The sequence below is a fragment of the Mesorhizobium opportunistum WSM2075 genome, from assembly GCF_000176035.2.
Taxonomy (GTDB): Bacteria; Pseudomonadota; Alphaproteobacteria; order Rhizobiales; family Rhizobiaceae; genus Mesorhizobium; species Mesorhizobium opportunistum.
In genome coordinates this window covers 6,114,817-6,135,564 of record NC_015675.1, presented here as the reverse complement: position 1 = coordinate 6,135,564, position 20,748 = coordinate 6,114,817, and the positions used below count along the sequence as shown (strand labels likewise).

Genomic DNA, 20,748 nt, shown 5'->3' with positions numbered 1-20,748 from the left:
CGGCTTCACCTGCGACCGGACTGAAGAATTGCGGAAGGCGAGGGCCAGGCGAGTGGCTGGACTTCACCTTCGACCTCGTTGCCGACATAGACGCCGAACGCATCTTGCGTACGTTCGCGCGCATAGCGGGCAAGCATCGAACGCACTGCCGGGTCGGCGATTTTCAACGCGGCGATCTGTTCGATGTCGACAAGCCTGACACGGCGGTCATCCGTGTAAGGGCCCTCGACCGTACCGCGATAATAGACATGCGTGCGCGAGGGGTTGGCTGCATCGTCCCACACGGCGAACAGGAAGCCGAGCTGCGCCTCGACAGCCCTGGCGGCAAGACATCCCTTGAGGCTGCGCGGATCTTTCGACGTGCCGAGCCCACGTCCGGCCGGCAATTCGTGAAACCCGTCGGATGTCTCGAAGAACAGCACACGGCCCTCATTTTCCAGAATGGCGCCGACTTCCGTGTCGGGCGGCACGGCCGCCAGCGCCTCCTGGCTGAGGCCGGGCGTCACATAGGTGCCCCGGCAATAGCCCAGCGGCTGCGCTCCATTGTGGCTGAAATCGCGAACGCGGCCGATGAGGATCGAATGATCGCCGGCGTCGACCAACTGCTCCATGGCGCAATCGAACACCGCCACGGAACCGTCGATCAGGGGATTGCCGGTCTGGCCGGCCTGCCAGCCGACGCTCGCGAACTTGTCCGCGGCCTTGGAGGCAAAGATGCCGGACTGGGCCTTTTGGCTCTCAGACAGGATGTTGATGGCAAAACCCCTCGATGTCGAGAAAGCGCTGTGACCCAGCGCTTTCTTGGCGATGCAGACAAGCACCAGCGGCGGTTCTAGCGAGACCGAGGTGAAGGAGTTGGCGGTGAAGCCGCGCGGCTCGCCCTCTGCCCCGATCGTGGTGACGATGGTGACGCCGGTCAGGAAGGAGCCGAGCGCACGCCGGAATTCGCTGCTGTCGAAGGCGCCGTCGGCCTGCGGCTTCGCGGCTTGCCCGGTGTCGAGGAAGGCATTGATGTGCCGGGTCACCCTTTCGGGCGAGGCGATCGCCATCATGTGCCTTTCTCCGCTCAGCACCAGGCATTGACCATGCGGCGCGAGCCTCGCCATCGCCGCCGACATCGCCGGGGTCGAATTGCTGTCTTGCGACCCGGTCATGAACAGGGCTGGTGCGGCAAGCCTGGCCAAGGTGTCGGCGTGCTCGGCATCGGCGCGGGCAAACAGGCGATAGGTGCGCGCGTAGCCCTCGGGGTCGACGCCTTCAAGGGCAGCACGTGCCGTCGCGGACGCACCGGCCAGGCTCTCCGGCAGCGGATCGCCGAACCAACGGGCCAATGTTGCCGCAATGGCGGAGGCATCGCCGTGCGAGCCAAGCACCGCCGCACGCTCGCGCACCGCCTGCGCAAGGGTGGCCGGGCGGCGGAACACCGCGTTGAGGCAGACGAGGGAACGGACGCGCAACGGTGCGTGAAGGGCGATTTCCAGGGCGACCAGAGCCCCCATCGAATGACCGACGATCGACACCGAAGCCAGACCAAGATGGTCGATCAGGCGCAGTGCCTGATCGGCGAAGTCTGTGAGGCCAGCATCTTCAGGCGGCAGCGGCGAACCGCCATGGCCGAGCATGTCGATGGCGATCAGATCGTGATTGTCTTGCATCGACGCGATCTGATCGTGCCAGATCGTCGCGTTCATGCCGACGCCGTGGATGAGCAGCACCGGCGCGCCGGAGCCGGCACGGATGAAGCCGGTGCCGTCCGGCGCCGTTTGCCGGACCCATGCGGTGGCGGCGAGCTCAGCCATGCAGGTCCCCGACTTCCCTGAGGTCCTGATAGCGGTCGCCGATGCGGTGGTGCGGGCGCCCGCCGATCGACGCGCCGAGCGCCACCACCAGTTCATCGGGGGCGGGCGCATCGCCGATCTGGAAATGCACGGTCAGATAGTGCGAACGGCGGCCTTCGTCGTTCTTGTCCATCAGCGGGATCATGATCGGCGTGTTCGGCCCGCCGCGTAGATTGGTGAAGGCGAGATAGGTCTTGGCGCCGACGGCACGGCGGTAGTGATTGCCGAAATGCAGCGTGTGGATCAACGCGGATGCGTGCTCGATCTCGCCCGCCGTTCCGCAGATGGCGGCCTTGCCATAGCCTTCGATAGCCTCGCCCGAACCGGCGACGGCGATGATCTCGCGGGTCAGCATTTCGCCGAGGACGGGGGCAAAGGCGCGGATCTCCGGCGACAGGTCGTCGGTGAAGCCCCGGCCGGCCCAGGGGTTCGTCAGCACCGCGGCGACGCCGATAAGGCGCAACGGCTTGGGTACCGTCTTGCCGCCCTCGATCAGCGTGTTCTCGATGTAGGTGACGGTCTTGCGAATGGCCGGTTTCATCAGAAGTCCTTGGTCGGATGGCGCCTTGCCGCGCCGTCATCACTGTATCGTCTTATGGTATACCATGCTATGGAGCGCCAAGAACCTTGTCAATCGCCTATGGAATCTGTTTTGTGGCTGCGCGAGGAGGCAGAGAGAAATGTCAGACGATACGCTGCGGATCGACCGCTCTGCCAAGACATTGCGGACGCTGGCGCTGGAGCGCATGCGCGAGGCAATCATGGGCTTCCATTTCCAGCCTGGAGAAAGGCTGGTCGAACGGCCGCTTTGCGATCAGCTCGGGGTCAGCCGTTCCGTTGTGCGCGAGGTCTTGCGGCAACTGGAGGCGGAAGGCCTGGTGCAGATGATACCAGGCCATGGGCCCGCCGTGGCCAAGCCGGATCTTGGCCGAACCGACGAGATCTATGAATTGCGGGCACTGCTGGAAGGCATCGCGGCGCGGGCTTGCGCGACCTCCGCGACCGAGGAGCAGATCGCCCTGCTCGACGGCGCCTTTGTGAAACTTCTTGAAGCCTGGGCGTCAGGGGAGCCGGTCGAGGTGATGCGGGCTACGGCGAACTTCTATGAGAAGTTCTTCGACGCTGCTGGAAAGCGCATCGCCTGGGAGATCGTGCAGGGATTGAATGTTCGCATCAATCAACTGCGCTCGATGACCATAAGTTCGACCGATCGCCGGGAACCGGCGATAGCCGAAATGACTGCGATCGTGGACGCCATCAAGTCGCGCGACCCCGACAAGGCCGAGGCCGCCGCCCGGCATCATGTCGAACAGGCTTGGTCCATCGCGCAGAAATTGCTGCGCTCGAGATGATCAGCCGTCTGTCATGAGGACCATGCGATAATTTGTCGACAACCTAGCCTGTGGACGCCGCGCGATCCGTCAGTCTCGGTGCTTGGGAGCGGCATGCATGCGCCGCCACCGCATGGGGGCTTCGGTTCCTTGGAGCGGAATGGTGCCAAAGCATGATCCAATCCATCAAGGTTGCCGTGATCCCGACCGATGCCGTAGACAGGCGGCCGCAACGACGTTTTCCAATGGTGGAGAAGAAACACATGTCGGACCAGATGAAGACCATCTCCGTTGCCAAGTCGCACGGCGGTGTGCAGGGCGTCTATTCCCACGCCTCGGATGCCTGCTCCTGCGACATGATTTTTGCCGTCTTCGTGCCGCCCCAGGCCCGTGAAAAGCCTTGCCCCGTCGTATGGTACCTCTCCGGCCTCACCTGTACGCATGCCAATGTCATGGACAAGGGGGAATACAGGCGGATGGCCGCCGAGCTTGGCTTGATCGTTGTCTGTCCCGACACCAGTCCGCGTGGCGCCGATGTTCCCGACGAGAAGGACAATTGGCAGTTTGGCAGCGGTGCTGGCTTCTACGTCGACGCGACGCAAGCGCCCTACGCCACGAACTACCGCATGTATTCCTATGTGACCGAGGAATTGCCGGCGTTGATCGCGCGGGAATTTCCGGCCGACATGGCGCGCCAGGCGATCTTTGGCCATTCCATGGGCGGGCATGGCGCACTGACGATAGCGCTCAAGAATCCCGGGCGCTTCAAAAGCTGCTCGGCCTTCGCGCCGATCGTGCAGCCGAGCACCGCCGGCTGGTCGCGCCCGGCCTTCGAGAAGTATCTTGGCGCGGACGAGACATCATGGCGTGGCTACGATGCCACCTCGCTCATCGAGGATGGCCACCGCTTCCTGGAGTTTTTCGTCGATCAGGGCACCTCGGACGGATTTCTCAATGACGGGCTGAAGCCCTGGCTGCTGGAAGCGGCCTGCGCCAAGGCCGGCATTGCGCTGACCTTGCGGATGCAGGACGGCTACGATCACTCGTATTTCTTCATCTCGACATTCATGGAAGACCATCTGAGATGGCATGCCCAGAGATTGTCCTAGAGATTATCCCCGAGATTGTCTGGCTAGCCTCTTGGCACCGGGCACGCTGAACCAAGGAATAACCCCGAGCGGGTCTAATCCCGTAGCAGGTCGAACATCAGCTTGAAGAAACGGCCCGCATCGACCTCGTGGGCGATCCGCGCATTGTCCTTCTCGCCGCGCTCGCCCCAGAAATCGGCGACCGTCGCGCCGAAAGCATAGGTCCCGGACAAATCGACGCCGATATGGGCGGGACGTGTGCGCACCAGTGTCGGGTCGATGGCGAGCGCCAGGGCCAGCGGATCATGCATGGCGCCGCCGACGCCCATCGAGTTGCGGTGCAGTTTCTCGTAGAACAGCAGCCAGTCGTTGACGAGCTTGCCGAGCGGCGTGTCGATCGTGGCGAGTTCGGCATATTGCGGCGCCTCGATCAGCACCTGCATGGTGACGTCGAGGCCGACCATCAGGATCGGCACGCCGCTGTCCAGCACGATCTTCAGTGCTTCCGGGTCGCAGAAGGCATTGAACTCGGTCGGCGTGATGATCTCGCTCTTGCGGTAGAAGACACCGCCCATCCAGATCAACTCCTTGATCTTCGGCAGCACATCGCGGTGCTTGAGGATCATCAGGCCGATATTGGTCAGCGGGCCGGTGGCGACGACCAGGATCGGCTCGGGCGCTGTGCGGAGCTTGTCAGCCAGGAAATCGACGGCGTGCTGGTCGATCGGCTTGATCGTGGCCTGCGGCAAATAGGGCGAGCCCTCGAGGCCGCTTGGGCCATCGGCGGTGCCAAGCACCAGCGGCCGCGCCAGCGGACGGTGACAGCCCTGCGCCACCGGCACATCGCCGGCACCGATATACTCGAGGATGCGCAGCGCGTTGGCCGTCGTCTTCTCGACCTCGGCGTTGCCACAGGTCGTGGTGACGCCGAGTAGCTCGATGGCCGGCGAACGATGCGCCATGACCAGCGCGATGGCGTCGTCGTGGCCAGGATCGCAGTCGAACAGGATGGGAGTTGCAGTGGTCATATTTTCGGTCCTCACGCGGCTTGTTCGTAGCGCGCGATGGTTTGCTTGAAGAGGTTGAGGAAGCGGCGGCCGTCGAGATCGGTGCAGATCCGCGTGGTCTTCGGTCCGCCGCCGGGCAGCAACTGCCGGCCGCGATGGGCAACGGTCTGTCCACGCGCGAGGCGCCCGTCCAGCACGACATCGACGAAGAGCGGCTCGGTCATGGTGGCAAGGCCAGGATCAAAGGCCAGCGCGACGGTGATGACGTCGTCCATCGGGAAGCCGACAAGGTCGAAGAACTCGCGCCAGATGTCGATATAGATCGGGAAACTGTCGGCGATCATCTCGAAGACCGCGTTCTTGCGGGCAATTGCCCGCATGTCGGCGATGTCGTCGCGCGTCAGCATCGAGGCGGCGACGCGGTTGTCCTCGCAGATGTCGAGCGGCACCAGGATCTTGTCGACGTCGGCGTTGAGCACAATGCGTGAAGCTTCCGGATCGGCCCAGATGTTGTACTCCGACAGCGGCGTGATGTTGCCGGGCGTCTGGAAGTTGCCGCCCAGCACCAGCAGCCGCTTGAGCGCGCCCGTCAGGCGCGGCTCCTGCAGCAGCGCCATTGCCGCATTGGTTAGCGGCCCCGTCGTCACCAGCGTGATCTCGCCGGGATTGGCCATGACGGTCTCGATGATGAAATCGACAGCGTGCCCTGGCGTTGCCGAGCGGGATGGAGGCGGTGCCGGCGGATTGAATTTCTTCAGCCGGTCGCCGAAGCGGGCAACGAGCCGCTTTTCGAAATGAACCGGCGCCTCCATGTCGGCCTTGGCATTGCCGACGATCGGCCGCCACGCGCCGGCGTGGACCGGGATGTCGTCGCGCCCGGCAAGCGTCAGCGTGTTGAGGACGACATTGGTGACCTGTTCGATGGGGCCGGCCGCACCGGTCACGGTGGTGACGCCTTCGAGCCGGACATTCGGGTTCGCCGCGGCAAACAGCACGGCGAGGATGTCGTCGCCGGCAGAATCCACGTCGAGGATTATGCGTTCCATGAAAGTTCCTTCATTGGGGATTTTTGTCGACCGGAGCGCTGTTCCTGTCCACCGACAGAAGTTTCTGAATCGATGCCAGCGTCTCCTTGATGATCCTTGGCCGCGCCCGGTAGGACAGCGCGAACAGCGCCGTCAGCGCGACGACGTAGGGCACGGTAAGTACCAGATAGGACGGAAACCCGAACGTCTGCAGGCGCAGCGAGAAGGCGTCGGCGAAGCCGAACAAAAGGCAACCGGCCAGCACCTTCAGCGGATCGCCATTGGAGAAGATGAGGATCGCTACCGCCATGAAGCCGCGTCCCGAGGACATGTTCTCGGTGAACATGGTGATGTAGCCGAGCGACAGATGCGCGCCCGCGAGCCCCGCGAGCAACCCACACAGCAGCGAGGCGATGTACCGGACGCGTGTGATCGAGATGCCGAGCGCCTCGGCGGCTTCGGGTTTTTCACCGATGACGCGGATATAGAGCCCGAGCCGGGTGCGGCTGTAGAACAGCACAAGCAGAGGCACCGCGATGAACGCGACATAGACGATCGGCGTGAAACCCGAGATCAGTGGCGCCCACGAGCCGAGCAGCGCCTGGGCGCCAGGTATCTGTACCTTGGGCAGGCCGACAATGCCATGGCCGACGATCGATCCGCGCGTGCCGAAGATCGCCTTCATCAGCGAGATCGTCATGCCGCCGGCGAGGATGTTGAGGGCCAACCCAACGACCACCTCATTGGCCCGGAACGTTACCACCAGCACGGCAAAGGCGAGCGCGAAGGCAAGTGCGGCGGCAACGCCGCAGGCCACGCCTACGAATGCCGAGCCTGTCCAGATCGAGCCGATGACGGCGAAGAAGGCGCCTGCCAGCATCTGCCCCTCGAGGCCGATGTTGAAGATGCCGGCCTTGGTGGTGAACGACCCGCCAAGCGCGACCAGGAGAATGGGCGCGGTGGTGCGCAGCGTCGCCGCTATCAGCGCGACGTTGACGAGCTTGTCTAGAATTTCCATCGCCGCTCCCCCGCCTGGCTGTCGCCGCGGCGTCTGACCAGAACCTGCGCCGACACGCTGAGGATGATCAGCGCCTGGATCACGGTGATGATTTCGCGCGACGCTGTGGTGTCGACCTCGAGCAGCAGCGACCCGCTGCGAAGCGCGCCAAAGAACAGCGCCGTGACGATGGTGGCGACCGGCGAGCCGTTGGCGAGCAACGCCGCGATCAGCCCGTCGAAACCGAAACCCGGAGCAAAGCCCTCCATGAACCGGTGATGCACGCCAAGGGTCTCGATGCCCCCGGCCAGTCCGCCGACTGCGCCTGAAAGCAGCAGCACCACGAAGCCCTGCCGTTTCACGTTGATGCCGCCATATTCGGCGAACTTCGGCGCCGAGCCGACCATCGTCACGCCGTAGCCCCAGCTGGTGTAGCGGAACACGAGCGCGACACCGAGCGCCAGCAGCAGGCCGATGACCAGCCCCCAGTTCAGCCGCGAAAATGAAAAGATCTCCGGCAGATAGGCCGTTGCCAGGATCGGTGGCGTCTCGGACCAGCCGCCGGGCCGTTTGAACAGGAAGATGGTGAAGTAGGAAGTCAGCAGGACCGCGATATAGTTCGACAGGATCGTCGAAACGACTTCGTTGGTGTTGTAGCGGGCCCGGAAATAGGCGGGGATGGCGACCCAGGCCGCGCCCGCGACGACAGCAAGCCCCAGGGCCGCCAGCGTGTGAATGCCCGCGGGCAGGGAAAAGGAGAAACCGACCCAGGCGGCGGCAAATCCGCCAAGGAACAACTGCCCCTCTATGCCGACGTTGAACATGCCGCCGCGCAGCCCGACGCAGGCTGCGACACCGCAAATCAGGATCGGCGTCGTCTGCAGCAACGTGCCGGCGATCTTTTCCTGGTCGCCGAAGGCGCCACGCAACAGCGTCATGAAGACACGGACCGGGCTCTCGCCGACCATGAGGATGATGACCGCGCCCATCAGCAGGGCCACGCCTATGGCGATGATCTGGCCGGAAAAAGCGCGCAAACGGTCAGTCATTATGCGGGCTCCATCTGCGGCGAGACACCCGCCATCATCATGCCGATCCTGTCTTCGTCGGCATCGTCGCCGGCAACTTCGCCCATGATGCGCCCGTTGAACATCACCAGGATGCGGTCGGCGAGGGCGGCCAGTTCGTCAAGCTGCACGGAGATCAGCAGGATGGCACGGCCGGCCGCGCGCTGGCGCATGATCTCGTCGTGGATGGCCTCCTGGGCGCCGATGTCGACGCCGCGCGTCGGCTGGTCGATCAGCAGGAAGTCGGCGCCATTGGTGAATTCGCGCGCCAGCACTACTTTCTGGATGTTGCCGCCCGAAAGCCGCTTGACCGCGTCTCCCGATCCCTGCGCACGAATGTCGAAGCTCTTGATCAGGGCGTTGGCACCCTGGCCGATAGCCTTCCAGTTGAGCACGCCCTTGTTGGACCACGGCGCACGATGCTGGCGGCCCATCAGCGTGTTTGCCGCGATCGACGCATTGCGATCGACGCCGCGCACCATGCGGTCGCCCGGAACATGGGCAAGGCCGGCCTCGCGAATTGCGGCGGTGGAGAGCGTGGTGAGATCCTGGCCCTTCAACCAGGCTCCGCCATGGCTTGCCGGCCGCAGGCCCGAAAGCACCTCGGCCAGTTCCGTCTGCCCGTTGCCGGCGACGCCGGCTATGCCCACAACCTCGCCGGAACGGACAGCAAAGCTTGCACCACGAACAGCCGGCAGCCGGCGATCGTCGCGCGCCCACAGATCCTTGACGTCGAGGACCACGTCGCCATGCAGCGCCGCGCGCGGCCGCCGGTCGAAACTGACCTCGCGGCCGACCATCATGCGCACCAGCTCGTCCTTGCTGAGTTCCGACGTCGGACGGGTCGCCACCTTCTTGCCGTTGCGCAGTACGGTCACCGTGTCGGACACCTCCATCACCTCTTCCAGATGGTGCGAGATGAAGATCACGGTCATGCCCTCGGCGACGAAGCTGCGCAGCGTCTGGAACAGTTCGCGGCTCTCTTGCGGCGTCAGCACGGCGGTCGGCTCGTCGAGGATGATGGTGCGGGCGCCGCGCACCAGGACTTTCAGGATTTCGATGCGCTGCTCGATGCCGACCGAGAGCAGCCGGACGCGCTCGGTTGGATCGACATGCAGTCCGAAGCGCTTCGACAGGTCGCGCGTGCGCAAAATCTGCGCGGCATGGTCGATCAGCCCATGCCGGCGGATTTCCATGCCGAGAAAGACGTTGTCGGCGACCGACAGCGAAGGCACCAGCTTGAAATGTTGGTGCACCATGCCGAGCCCAGCCTTGATGGCGACGGCCGGGTCGGCCACCACCGTGGCCTCGCCATTCAGCCGGATCGACCCTTCGTCGGGCTGGAGCAGACCGAACAGGATGTTCATCAGCGTCGTCTTGCCGGCGCCATTCTCGCCGATGATGGCGTGGATTTCACCCCGGCGCACGGCAAGGTCGATACCGTCATTGGCAACGAACGCACCAAACCGCTTGGTGATAGCAGTCAACTCGACGGCCATTGCGGCAGTGCTGTGGAGGGTCGGTGACCCCGGCGCGTTCGACACTATGGCTCTCGTAGATTTGGGGCTCTCGCAGATTGGGAGCTCTGGCAGATTGGACGCTGATCCGCCACGGCAAGCCGCGGCGGATCAGCGTAGCGCTTTCTTGGGAGGAATGCGCTGCTGCTGGCTTACTTCGCCTTGGCGATCACGATCTTGCCGTCGAGGATGCCCTTCTTGATCTCGTCCAGCTTGGTGGTCACGTCAGCCGGGATCTTGGGGGCGATGTCGTCGCAGACCTTGACCTCGACGCCGCCCGAGGCGAGGTCAAACGTGCGGGTGCCCGCGGTGACCTTGCGGCCCTCGACCTCGTCCTTGATCAGCGTGTAGACGGCGATATCGCCGCGCTTCAACATGCTTGCGAGTACGTTCCCGGGCGCCGAGCCGCACATGTCGATGTCGACGCCGATCGAATATTTGTCGACCGCGGCACTTGCCTGCATCACGCCTTCGCCTGTCGGGCCGGCAACGTTGTAGACGATGTCGGAGCCCTGGCCGTAAAGCGCCTGGGCAAGCTCGCTGCCCTTGGCCGGATCGTCGAAAGTGCCGGCGAACACGGAATTCACCTTCACGTCGGGCGCGGCGTATTTGGCGCCCTGTTCGTAGCCGCCGAGGAAGTTGCGGATCACCGGGATGTCGCGGCCGCCGACGAAGCCGATTGCCTTGCCGTCGCCGATCTTGGGAAATTCGCTGCCCTTGGCCTCGATCATGCCGGCCAGCGCGCCGGCGACGAAGGAGCCTTGTTCCTCGGCGAAGTTGGCGTAGATCATCTTGGGGTTGTCGAGCACGCCGTCGATGAAGACGAAGCGCTGGTCGGGATACTCCTTGCTGACCTTCTGCAGCGAATCCACCAGTTCCCAGCCCATCACGAAGATCAGGTCGTACTGCTTGGCCTTGGCGAGGTTCTCGAACTGCTCCTCGTAGTCGAGGGCCCGGTTGCCGGTATCGACCAGCTTGAGGTCGATGCCGAAGTCGGTCTTGGCCTTGTTGAGGCCGTTGACGATCGAAACGCCGAAGCCCTGGGCAAAATAGCCCGAGATGGCGGCCACGGAGACCTTGGTCTGTGCGGCAGCCGAACCCAACGAAACGGCAAGCATCGTGCCTGCCAGGAATAAACTCTTGAGCGCCCTTTTCATGTCATTCCCCTTCAGCTTTTTTCAGCTTTAAAGCCATGCCTTGACCATCCCCCACGTATCGCCGGGACAACGGCGAGTTCGTTGATGGTCATATGAGTTTATGAGCGGCCCGACAGGCTGTCAATCGGCATCCATTGCAGTTTTCCTGGCCGCTCCATTCGCTTGCTCGACGTCGACGCTTGACAAACATCGACGATGGATAATTGTTGATACTCTAACGAGTTTTCATGAGTGACGGGACGAAGGATACGCGCAATGCCAGCTGTGGTGGTCAGAAAATTTCTGGTCCAGGTCGAGGAGATCTTCCATGAGGGCGGGCCGCCCGCGGCACGCCCGCCCAAGCGCGGCGCGATTGTCGCCGTCATCGCCAACCCTTTTGCTGGACGCTACGTCGAAGAGATCACCGGCTTCATGGAGGATCTGAGGCCGCTCGGCCTCGAAATGGCACGGCGGCTGATCGATGCCATGGGTGATGGCGTCGCTGCTGTCGAAGGCTATGGCAAGGGTGCCATCGTCGGCGCCGCCGGCGAGCTTGAACATGGCGCACTGTGGCACAATCCGGGCGGCTACGCGATGCGCGAACTTCTCGGCGACGCCAAGGCCATCGTGCCATCGACCAAAAAGGTCGGCGGCCCCGGAACGCGCATCGACATTCCGATCACCCACATCAACGCCTCTTACGTGCGCAGCCATTTCGACGCGATCGAGATCGGCGTTGGCGATGCACCGCGCAGCGACGAGATGGCGGTCATCCTGGCGATGACCACCGGTGCGCGCGTTCATGCGCGGGTCGGCGGCCTGGCTGCAGCCGACATCAAGGGCGAGGACGGATTGCGATGAGCATGGAAATCCGCCGCATCATCACCATCGTCGAGGAAACCCGGATCGAAGGCGGGCGCCCTGTCGACCCGCCGACGCGGCGCGCCGCTTCCATCGCCGTGATCCGTAACCCATATGCCGGGACCTTTGTCGAGGATCTGTCGGCGTTGAGCGCCATTGGCGAGGCGCTGGGCGATATATTGCCCAGGCGTGCCGTCGCTGCCCTCGGCATCGCCGGCGACCAGGTCGAAAGCTTCGGCAAGGCAGCCGCCGTCGGCGCCGACGGCGAGCTCGAACATGCCGCCGCCATCCTTCATCCAAAGCTCGGCGCCCCGTTTCGCGATGTGCTCGGCAAGGGCGCCGCGCTCATTCCCTCATCGAAAAAGCGTGGCGGCCTTGGCGTGCCGCTCGACATTCCGCTTGGCCACAAGGATGCGGCACGGGTGCGCAGTCATTTCGACGGCATGGAGGTTCGCGTTCCCGACGCACCGCGCGCCGACGAGATCGTCGTCGCCATCGCCGTCACCGATTCCGGCAGGCCGCACCCCCGCGTCGGCGGGCTGACCAAGGACAAGATTATCGGCAAGGACGGCGTCAGCTAGGCCGCTCTGACTTCCGGCACCCGCATTGCCGGCGGGGTGTTGCGGCTGCGGCCGGTACGCACCTCGCCATCGATGACGACCATGCCGATGCCCGGCAGATTGCCCAACGCCACGCTGTCGAGCAGCCCGTCGCCGGCGCCGCCCATCGCCTGATCGATGAAGATAAGGTCGGCGGCGCGGCCAACTTCGATGATGCCCCGGTCAGCCAGCCCGCGGACCCGCGCCGTGTTGCCGCTGGCGAGGCAGAACGCCACTTCCGGCGCAATACCACCCAGCGAAGCCAGCATGGTCAGGATCCGCAGGATGCCGAGCGGCTGCACGCCCGATCCGGCAGGGCTGTCCGTGCCGAGGACGATGCGCGAAAGCTCGCCGCGCTGCCTTGCCAGGTCGAGCACGAACAGGCCGGTGCGCAGATTGCCGTTGTGGACAATTTCAAGCGCCCGAGAGCCGTTTTCGCAAATCTGCCGGATCTCGCTTTCGGGCAGAGCCGTCGGCCCGCCATTGACGTGGGCAACGATATCGGCGTCGACCTCCAGCACGACGTCGGCGCCGATGCGGCCGGAGCCGGGCAGGGACGGACCGCCCGTATGGGTCATTGAGGTCATGCCGTATTTGCGCGCCCAGGCGATCATCTGCCTGCCGGTCGGACCGTCCTTGACGCCGCCTAGTCCAACCTCGCCGACGAGCGTCACACCAGCTTCGGCCAAGGTGCGGAAATCGTCCTCTGTGAGGCCGGGCTCAAGGATGGGCGCGCCGGCCAGGATCTTCATCCCGTTGGGACGGAAGTTGGAGAAGGTCCGCTGCGCCGCGATCGCCAGCGCCTTCAGCCCGATCAGGTCGCGTGGGCGGCCGGGCGTGTGGACCTCGCCCGCCGAAATGATCGTGGTGACGCCGCCATGCACGGTCGAATCCATCCAGCCGATCTGGTTCTGCCGGGGCGTCCAGTCGCCAGCCACGGGATGGGCATGGTTGTCGATAAGCCCCGGCGCCACCGCGCAGCCCATCGCATCGATGATAGTCGCCGCATTGCCGCTGTCGACGTCATCGGCCTTGCCAATACCGGTTATGCGCCCGTCGGCCACGACAATGGTGTCGGCGTCGATGATGGGATGGCTGAGGTCGCCGCTCAGCATCAGGCCGATGTTGCGGACGACGAGCGTGTTGGCAGACGACTTGGGGTCGGACGACATCGGTTCTCATTTCTGCTGGTATGGAAAAGGGCCTGGGCGCGCCTTATTTGCCGTTGTCCCCATTCGATGGATCGTCGTCATTGATGCGCTGGAGCAGCCGCAGCAACGTCGCTTGCTCGGTGGCTGACAGAGGCGACAGGAACCGCCGTCCGACCTCGACACTGCGTTCGAGCCGCTCGAGCGTATATTCGGTACCTTTCTCGGTCAGCGCGATCATCGACAGGCGCTGATCGGTGTCGGAAGCGCTGCGCGTGATCAGCCCGTGCTTGAGCAGCTTGCGCATGACGATGCTGATGGTCGACGGGTCCATCGCCGTCAGCCGGCCGAGATGGTTCTGCGAGACTTCGCCATGTTTGAGGATCGTGGCAAGCGCCGCGAACTGGGTTGGCGAAAGGTCTTCGCCAGCCATGACCTGCTGGAAGCGCAGTGTCGCGCGCTGATGCGCCTTGCGGATGACGTGCGCCGGGTGGCGGTCCAACTCGTATCCGGTCTCGGCGTATCGCTCCAGCATCTGCTCGCGGCTCAGCGGCACCGCGCTGCCGCGTTGCCGCCTCGGCGTCTCATCTTTCCCGGATTTCTTTTCGGTCGTCAAACCGGACTCCTATCGCATGTCTTGGATGCCGCTGGCTCTAAAAGGCTCACGCCGCGACGCTCGCCGGCTGCAGCGACGTCCCGTCGCGCAATGCCGCGACGACATCAGCCGAATCGCTGACCACGCCGAAATGCGTCGCTATGTCGTAGAGCGAGCTTTCCTGCTCGCGCGGTCCGGTCGCCGCGCAGCAATCGCTCGGCACCACCACTTCATAACCCTGGAAAAAAGCGTCGTGGACGGTCGATCTCACGCAGATATTGGTGACCACGCCGAAGATGATCAACTGGTCGACCTGCATGTCCTTGAGGGTCAGGTCGAGGTCGGTCTGGAAGAAGGCCGAGTAGCGCCGCTTGATGACGTGGATCTCGTCGTCGCGCGCACCGAGATCCTCGATGATTTCCGGTCCCCAGCTTCCCTCCACGCAATGCGGTGTGCGCTTTACCCATTCACGCTCGCGGCGCATGCCGGGCCGGTGGGCATCGTGAACCCAGATCACCGGCACACCGGCGGCGCGCGCAGCCTCGATGACGGCCAGTTGCGGCGCGACCAGCGTCTCGTATCCAGGCAGGACCATGGCCCCGCCGGGCTTGCAGAATTCATTGACCATGTCGATGACGACAATGGCTGCGCGTTGCGGATCGAGGCGCACCGCATCATCGTGCCGATGCGAGGAAAAAACGTCCACGGCCATGGCGATCTCCTTTGGTCGATCGTTGATGCTCATACAAAAAACCTTGGCGGATGCCAAGTCAATCCCGTTCGACGCAAAGCTGTGCTCTCCGGCCTTGCGCACGCCGCTCCGATAAGCGTATGCGCTATTTGTCCAGTGCGATATGGCCTTGACAAGGGTATGCAATCTTGCGCTCGATTTGTATGACCATCAATGATATTCAAGCCATTGAGCGTGCGAGCCGAGGGCCGTGATTATGAAGACGATTGTCACCGGAGCCAGTGGCCTGCTCGGCCGTCATGTGGCCGAGGCACTGATTGCCGCCGGCCATGATGTGCTGGGCATCGATGCGGTGGCGCCGGTCGGGAGCGCATGGCGTCATGCCACCGCCGACCTGACGGACCTGGGATCGGCGCTTCAACTGGTGCGCGACTGCGATGCCGTCGTGCATGTCGCGGCCATTCCGCGGCCGACCGGTCGGGCCGGCGGCGAGGTGTTCAGGACCAACGTCGCGACCGCCTACAATGTCGTCGAAGCTGCGGCCCTGGCTGGCATCGGGCGCTTCGTCTATGCCTCCTCCTTCAGCGTCTTCGGTTATCCCTTCTTCGAGAAGGCGGTCATTCCGCCCTATCTGCCGGTCGACATGAACCATCCGGTCGGTGCGCAGGATCCTTACGGCTTGTCGAAGTGGCTGGGTGAGGAAATCGTCGACGCGGCGGTGCGCCGCGGCGCTTTTTCGGCGGTCAGCATCCGCATGCCGTGGATCCAGACCCCGCAATCCTTTTTCGCCGGCGTCGGCCCGCGCCGCGCCACCGCCGACAGTGCCCGCGACCTGTGGAGCTATCTCGATGCGCGTGATGCCGGGCAGGGCTTCCTGCGGGCGCTCGAATGGCAAGGCGGCGGCCATCTGCGGGTCCTGCTCAGTGCCGCCGACACCTTCATGGAAGAGGAAACCGAAGCGCTGGTCCGCCGGGTCTATCCGGGGGTCGCCCTGTCGCGGCCAATCGCCGGTTTCGGCGCCGTGCTCGATACGGCCCACGCGCGCGCGACGATCGGCTTCGCGCCGGAGCACTCATGGCGTTCCTATCCAAAGCCGGAGACCCAGGGATGAAACGGTTCGACCAGAAGACGGTCCTCGTCACCGGCGGCGCCGGCGCCATTGGCAGTGCCGCGGTCCGGCGTTTCCGCGACGAAGGCGCGCGGGTTGCCATTGTCGACCGCAACGGCGCGGCGGCCCGGCAACTGGCCAGCTCTCTCGGCGAAGACACGGTCGCCATCGAAGCCGACGTCACCGATGAGCAGAATGTGCGCAACGCCGTCGAAACGACCGTCGAGGCATTTGGCGGCCTGGACGTCGTATTCAACAATGCCGGGATTTCGGGCGCCGTCGCTCCCGTGCATGATTTGCCGGTCGAGGACTGGGACACCATCATCCGCATCAATTTGCGCGGCATCTTCCTCGTCCTGCAGGCCTCGCTCCAGGCCATGATCAAGGCCGGAGCCGGCGGCTCGATCGTCAACATGGGTTCGTCCATGGCCGGCTGGGACGTGCTTTCGGGCGGCGCCGGTTATGTCGCTTCGAAACATGGCGTCGTCGGGCTGACGCGCGTCGCCGCGCTCGATGCCGCCCCCTACGGCATACGCGTCAACGCCATCTGCCCCGGCGTGATCGAGACGACGCTCGGCGTGCCGGCTGCAGGCGACGGCGATTTCAAAAGCAGCGTCCAGCATTTCGCCGACCGGATCCCCCTGCGCCGCATTGGCCAGCCGGAGGATGTCGCTGCCGCGGTGGCCTTCCTCGCTTCGGACGAGGCAAGGCATGTGACCGGCGTCGACTGGTTGATCGACGGCGGTCAGACCTTGCAGAGCTGGGCCAACGCGCCGGCCGGCGGCGCGTTTCCAAAATATCGCTAGGGGTCGCCGCAAATTCCCGGGTGGATGTACCGTCAGAGCCGTTTTGGCGGCATTGCCTGGATCATCCGGACCGCAAGATCGAGATCGGTAAGCCCGCCTGAAAGTGGGGTGCGCGGCGTTGCCCCGGACAGGATGCAATCGGCGAAATGCTGCCATTCCCGACGGAACGAGGTGTCCGGGAAACCCGGTATGGTGCGCTCGGACGCGGTTTCGCCTGTTGCCTCGCGCAGGCGCACGGTTGCCGAGGCATTGCGGAAATAGGGGTTCTGGAATTCGATCCGCACCTCGTCGCGCTCGCCATGCACATGGATCCACTCGTCCCACCATTCATACTGGGCAAGTGCCATGTCGAAGAGGCAAGGAACGTCATCATAGTCGAGGACCGCCAGCAACTGGTTCGGACCGGTCTGTTGCGCATGGACGACACGGTCGGGCGTGCCGAACGCACCGCGCATGACGGCAAGGTCGTGGCTGGCGAGGCTGAGCAGTACAAGATAGAGATCGCGATAGCCGGCATGGTCCACACCGAGCGCCGCCTCGACGCGCCGGGCGACCGCACCGCGTCCCGCCGTCAACACATCGGCCGGCACGTCGGTGATCCGGGTCTGCGTGTAGAGCTTGCCATAGCGGTCGAAGCGGCCCGCGAAATCGTGGATATGGATCGACTTCGGCCGGCCGATGGCGGCTATGCGCTCCAATCCGGTCTCATAGCCGGGATCGTAGAATTTCATGTAGCCAACAAGGGCGACGAGGCCGCTCCGCTCGGCCTGTTCGACCAGCGGACGTGCCTCTTGCGGCGTGAAGGCGAGCGGTTTCTCGACGATCAGGTGCTTGCCGGCGCGGATCGCGTCGGCGACCATCTCGCCATGATCGTAAGTGCAGATCACCACCGCATCGACATTCGGGTCGGCGAGCAGGGCGCGATGATCGGTATACCTTCCCGCGACGCCATAGTGCTCCCCGACCTTGTCGACCGTCCCCCGCGAGATGTCGCAGAGAGCGGCGATGCGAAACGCCGGCAATTCCATGAGATACGGCAAATGCATCAGCTGAGCGATTTCGCCGCAACCGATGACGCCAACGCCAATGACGCGATCCTGCATATCAACCCTTCACGGCGCCGGCTGTCAGGCCGGCGATGAACTGCCGTTGCATGGCAACGAAGACGACGATCACCGGCAGTGTCGTGATCGTCAACGCGGCGAAATAGAGCGTCCAGAGCGAATCATACTGCTGGAAGAAGCTGACCAGGCCGAGCGGGATGGTCTGTACGGAGGGGTCGCGCAGCAGCAGGAAGGCGAGGAAGAAATCGTTCCAGATCTCGATGAAGCCGAAGATCGTGATCAGCGCGACGCCCGGCCGGACCAGCGGCAGCATGATGTGGATCAGGATCTCGAGGCGGCTCGCGCCGTCGACGCGCGCTGCGTCCTCGAGATCGGCGGGCAGCGTGACGAAGAAGCTGCGCAGGATGAAGACCGACAGCGGCAGCGACGTCGCCGCATAGACGAAGGCAATCCCGAGCCGGTTGTTGATCAGGCCGAGATCGCGCGCCACCATGAACAGCGGAATGGCCATCACCTGCGGGGGCACCAGCATGGCCGCCACTGCCACCGCCACCACGAGGCCGCGTCCAGGAAACCGCAGGCGCGCCAATGCATAGGCGCAGGGCGTTGCCACGACGACCAGGATGATCAGGGCCGAACCGGTGACGAGAATGCTGCTGACGATACGCGATCCCATGCCGGCGATGCGCCAGGCATCGACATAGTTCTGCAGCACCAGGCTCGATGGCGGGCCCCAGATGTTGCTCAGCATCTCCTCTTTGGTCTTGAGCGAGCCGAACAGCACCCAAAGCAAGGGATAGAGCGTCTCGATGAGCACCAAAGCGAGCGCCGCGTAGATACCCGCGACTTCGAGCAGGTCGCGCGTGCCAAGGCGACGGCGGCTGTAGGCCGCGCCATCATCGAGGGTGGGCAAAGGGTCGGCCGCGCCGTTCATCATACGTCCAGCCTTTGTCGCCGCATCAGGGCGAGCAGGCCGACGCTGGCCAGCCCGACGATCAGGAACAGCACATAGCCGATGGCCGCGGCATAGCTCATGGCGCCGTCCTGGAAAGCCTTGCTCATCATGTAGGTGAGTACGACTTCGGTGGCATGGTTCGGACCGCCCTTGGTCAAGACATAGACGATGTCGAAGTTGCGCACGAAGGCGCCGGAAAGGCCGAGGATGGTGTTGATGAACACGATCGGCATCATCATCGGCACGGTGACGTGCCGAAAGCGCTGCAGCGGGCCGGCGCCGTCCATCTTGGCCGATTCATAGAGTTCCGACGGGATCGTCTGCAACCCCGCGAGGTAGATGACGGCATGGAAGCCGAGCCATTTCCAGACGTCGACGACGATGATCGAATAGAGCGCGATGTCGGCGTCGCCCAGCCATGATTGTTTCAGCGCGCCGAGGCCGAACAGGTCGAGCGCGCCGTTGAGCAGGCCGAAGACCGGATTGTAGATCCAGGACCAGAGCAGTCCGACGGCGACGAAGGACATCGTCACCGGAACGAATGCGGCTGCACGAAAGAAAGCGCGGCCGACCAGCGCCCGGTTTAGCAGCAGCGCCAGCCCGAGGCCGAGCACGTTCTTCAAGATGACGACGGCAACGACGAAGATCAAATTGTTGCGCAGCGCGCCGAGGAAGATGCGGTCGTGCAGGAGGCGTTGATAGTTGGAAAAGCCTGCCCAGGTCGGGTCCGAAAACCCGTCCCAATTGTGCAGGCTGAGCCAGAAACCGTTGATGAACGGCCAAAGGTAGAAGAGGCAAAACAGGATCGCGGCGGGCAGGATCATCAAGAAGGCGACGGCACCGTCCCCGGCACCGAAGCGCCAAGCGCCGGAACGACCCGGAGCAGGAGCGACTTCTTGTGGCCGCGTGATCATGCGGCCTTCGCGCTTTGCGGCGTCAGCACCAGCCCGAGCGTGTCCCTGGTATAGGCGATGCTTTCCAGCGCGCTTTGCTCCGCCGTCTTCTTCGACGCATCCAGCTCGATGATGGCGAGACCGTCGTAATTGGCCTCCAGCAACACGTCGACGATGCCGGCGAGATCGACGACGCCGGCGCCGAGTTCGCAAAAGGCGCCATAGCGGTCATAGCCCTTCAGGCCCGGGTCCACCCTGGTATCCTTGAAATGCATGTAGCGCACGGCCGAAATGTAGGTCCTGACCGCGTCCACAGGATCGGAATTGGTGTGGGCAAGATGGGCCGGATCGATGCACAGGCCGGCAAGATCGGTATCGAGCTCATCCATCATACGATCGAGCTGGTCGCGGCGCTCGATAAAGGTATCGAGATGCGGGTGATAGACCGTCTCAATGCCGAGGTCCTTTGTCCGCCTGCCGACATCCTCCAGGGCCCGGCAAAAGGCGCGGTAGTCGTCGGCCGTGTGGGCGCCGGCGATGGCTTCCGAGGGACCGCCACCGAGAACCAGCACCGGTGACCCAAAACCCCTGAGCATCCTGGTCAGCGCCACCAGCACGTCGCGTTCGTAAGGCCAGGCGACAGGGTTGGTGAAGATCGCATTGACGTAGAAGGAGGAGAGCTTGATGCCATGCTCGCTCTGGCCTTCCGAGAGCAGTGCATAGCGCCGCAGGATGTCGGTGTCGGTGGTCACCCCCATTGGCGCCTGATTGCCGAGCTGCATGTATTTGCGGGCGTACTGGTCCGAAAGGCTGGTGAAGGCGAGGATCTCGAACCAGCCGAAACCCTGTTCGGCCAGGAATTTGATGGCCGGCCCGAGCGGAAGGCCGGTCAGGTCCCAGCTGTTCAGGTGATAGCCGATCGAGAAGCGCTGCCGCTCGGCGCGAGTCTGCGTCATGTGTTCTCTCCGATTGATGAGGCTGCCCCGAAGCGGGCGGCCCCTGTTTTCATGCTTGGCGCATCA

Annotated in this window: 21 protein-coding genes; 6 read left to right on the top strand and 15 right to left on the bottom strand. The window is 63.9% G+C overall.

Annotation, left to right across the window (positions count from 1 at the left end):
- Positions 1 to 5 precede the first annotated feature (5 nt).
- Together MESOP_RS29540 and MESOP_RS29535 are read right to left on the bottom strand one after the other, a co-directional pair.
- Positions 6 to 1,799, bottom strand: a complete 1,794-nt coding sequence (locus tag MESOP_RS29540) for an alpha/beta fold hydrolase (protein WP_013897017.1) — start codon at positions 1,797 to 1,799, stop codon at positions 6 to 8.
- Complete coding sequence (locus MESOP_RS29535) at positions 1,792 to 2,379, bottom strand: amino acid synthesis family protein (RefSeq protein ID WP_013897016.1); 588 nt, start codon at positions 2,377 to 2,379, stop codon at positions 1,792 to 1,794. The genes MESOP_RS29540 and MESOP_RS29535 overlap by 8 nt, the downstream gene beginning before the upstream one ends.
- Before the next feature lie 139 nt (positions 2,380 to 2,518).
- On the opposite strand from MESOP_RS29535, the gene MESOP_RS29530 reads away from it, so the two are divergent.
- Both MESOP_RS29530 and fghA read left to right on the top strand, forming a co-directional pair.
- The gene (locus tag MESOP_RS29530; protein ID WP_013897015.1) at positions 2,519 to 3,190 is read left to right on the top strand and encodes a GntR family transcriptional regulator; all 672 of its coding nucleotides are present in this window, start codon (positions 2,519 to 2,521) and stop codon (positions 3,188 to 3,190) included.
- A gap of 242 nt (positions 3,191 to 3,432) precedes the next feature.
- Complete coding sequence (gene fghA, locus MESOP_RS29525; protein WP_013897014.1) at positions 3,433 to 4,278, top strand: S-formylglutathione hydrolase; 846 nt, start codon at positions 3,433 to 3,435, stop codon at positions 4,276 to 4,278.
- Between the two features lie 74 nt (positions 4,279 to 4,352).
- Here the strand turns inward: fghA and MESOP_RS29520 are convergent, their stop codons facing one another.
- The 6 genes from MESOP_RS29520 to MESOP_RS29495 all read right to left on the bottom strand — a co-directional run bounded on the left by MESOP_RS29520 (position 4,353) and on the right by MESOP_RS29495 (position 11,027).
- The gene (locus MESOP_RS29520) at positions 4,353 to 5,285 is read right to left on the bottom strand and encodes a nucleoside hydrolase (protein WP_013897013.1); all 933 of its coding nucleotides are present in this window, start codon (positions 5,283 to 5,285) and stop codon (positions 4,353 to 4,355) included.
- An 11-nt stretch (positions 5,286 to 5,296) separates the two neighbouring features.
- Entirely contained in the window at positions 5,297 to 6,310 is a 1,014-nt protein-coding gene (locus MESOP_RS29515) for a nucleoside hydrolase (RefSeq protein ID WP_013897012.1), read from the bottom strand.
- Between the two features lie 10 nt (positions 6,311 to 6,320).
- Complete coding sequence (locus tag MESOP_RS29510; RefSeq protein ID WP_013897011.1) at positions 6,321 to 7,307, bottom strand: ABC transporter permease; 987 nt, start codon at positions 7,305 to 7,307, stop codon at positions 6,321 to 6,323.
- On the bottom strand, positions 7,295 to 8,335 hold the full coding sequence (locus MESOP_RS29505; RefSeq protein ID WP_013897010.1) for an ABC transporter permease: 1,041 nt from the start codon (positions 8,333 to 8,335) through the stop codon (positions 7,295 to 7,297). The genes MESOP_RS29510 and MESOP_RS29505 overlap by 13 nt, the downstream gene beginning before the upstream one ends.
- The gene (locus MESOP_RS29500; protein ID WP_245264998.1) at positions 8,335 to 9,852 is read right to left on the bottom strand and encodes an ABC transporter ATP-binding protein; all 1,518 of its coding nucleotides are present in this window, start codon (positions 9,850 to 9,852) and stop codon (positions 8,335 to 8,337) included. The genes MESOP_RS29505 and MESOP_RS29500 overlap by 1 nt, the downstream gene beginning before the upstream one ends.
- 170 nt (positions 9,853 to 10,022) lie before the next feature.
- Positions 10,023 to 11,027: a BMP family lipoprotein gene (locus MESOP_RS29495; RefSeq protein ID WP_013897008.1), complete on the bottom strand. Its 1,005-nt coding sequence runs from the start codon at positions 11,025 to 11,027 to the stop codon at positions 10,023 to 10,025.
- 255 nt (positions 11,028 to 11,282) lie between these two features.
- Between MESOP_RS29495 and MESOP_RS29490 the strand changes: the two genes are divergently transcribed.
- On the top strand, positions 11,283 to 11,867 hold the full coding sequence (locus tag MESOP_RS29490; protein WP_013897007.1) for an amino acid synthesis family protein: 585 nt from the start codon (positions 11,283 to 11,285) through the stop codon (positions 11,865 to 11,867).
- Entirely contained in the window at positions 11,864 to 12,448 is a 585-nt protein-coding gene (locus tag MESOP_RS29485; protein WP_013897006.1) for an amino acid synthesis family protein, read from the top strand. Before MESOP_RS29490 ends, MESOP_RS29485 begins: the two co-directional genes overlap by 4 nt.
- On the opposite strand, the gene MESOP_RS29480 is transcribed toward MESOP_RS29485, so the two are convergent.
- The 3 genes from MESOP_RS29480 to MESOP_RS29470 are packed head-to-tail and all read right to left on the bottom strand — an operon-like array spanning position 12,445 to position 14,921.
- Positions 12,445 to 13,638, bottom strand: coding sequence for an amidohydrolase family protein (locus MESOP_RS29480; RefSeq protein ID WP_013897005.1), 1,194 nt, complete (start codon positions 13,636 to 13,638; stop codon positions 12,445 to 12,447). The two genes, MESOP_RS29485 and MESOP_RS29480, sit on opposite strands and share 4 nt — an antisense overlap.
- Positions 13,639 to 13,681: 43 nt before the next feature.
- Complete coding sequence (locus MESOP_RS29475) at positions 13,682 to 14,230, bottom strand: MarR family winged helix-turn-helix transcriptional regulator (RefSeq protein ID WP_013897004.1); 549 nt, start codon at positions 14,228 to 14,230, stop codon at positions 13,682 to 13,684.
- Between the two features lie 46 nt (positions 14,231 to 14,276).
- Positions 14,277 to 14,921, bottom strand: coding sequence for a cysteine hydrolase family protein (locus MESOP_RS29470; protein ID WP_013897003.1), 645 nt, complete (start codon positions 14,919 to 14,921; stop codon positions 14,277 to 14,279).
- Positions 14,922 to 15,156: 235 nt separating this feature from the next.
- On the opposite strand from MESOP_RS29470, the gene MESOP_RS29465 reads away from it, so the two are divergent.
- Both MESOP_RS29465 and MESOP_RS29460 read left to right on the top strand, forming a co-directional pair.
- Positions 15,157 to 16,011: an NAD-dependent epimerase/dehydratase family protein gene (locus MESOP_RS29465; protein ID WP_013897002.1), complete on the top strand. Its 855-nt coding sequence runs from the start codon at positions 15,157 to 15,159 to the stop codon at positions 16,009 to 16,011.
- Positions 16,008 to 16,814 (top strand): SDR family NAD(P)-dependent oxidoreductase, encoded by an 807-nt coding sequence (locus MESOP_RS29460; RefSeq protein WP_013897001.1) that lies wholly within the window; start codon positions 16,008 to 16,010, stop codon positions 16,812 to 16,814. The genes MESOP_RS29465 and MESOP_RS29460 overlap by 4 nt, the downstream gene beginning before the upstream one ends.
- Positions 16,815 to 16,846: 32 nt before the next feature.
- Here the strand turns inward: MESOP_RS29460 and MESOP_RS29455 are convergent, their stop codons facing one another.
- From MESOP_RS29455 to MESOP_RS29440, 4 genes are read right to left on the bottom strand one after another with little or no spacing between them, the layout of a single operon-like run.
- Complete coding sequence (locus MESOP_RS29455) at positions 16,847 to 17,917, bottom strand: Gfo/Idh/MocA family oxidoreductase (RefSeq protein ID WP_013897000.1); 1,071 nt, start codon at positions 17,915 to 17,917, stop codon at positions 16,847 to 16,849.
- Between the two features lies 1 nt (position 17,918).
- Positions 17,919 to 18,812: a carbohydrate ABC transporter permease gene (locus MESOP_RS29450; RefSeq protein WP_049802403.1), complete on the bottom strand. Its 894-nt coding sequence runs from the start codon at positions 18,810 to 18,812 to the stop codon at positions 17,919 to 17,921.
- Positions 18,812 to 19,747, bottom strand: a complete 936-nt coding sequence (locus MESOP_RS29445; protein ID WP_013896998.1) for a carbohydrate ABC transporter permease — start codon at positions 19,745 to 19,747, stop codon at positions 18,812 to 18,814. The genes MESOP_RS29450 and MESOP_RS29445 overlap by 1 nt, the downstream gene beginning before the upstream one ends.
- Positions 19,744 to 20,682 carry a sugar phosphate isomerase/epimerase family protein gene (locus MESOP_RS29440; protein ID WP_013896997.1) on the bottom strand — a complete coding sequence of 313 codons (939 nt, stop codon included), beginning with the start codon at positions 20,680 to 20,682 and terminating at the stop codon, positions 19,744 to 19,746. The genes MESOP_RS29445 and MESOP_RS29440 overlap by 4 nt, the downstream gene beginning before the upstream one ends.
- Positions 20,683 to 20,748 lie beyond the last annotated feature (66 nt).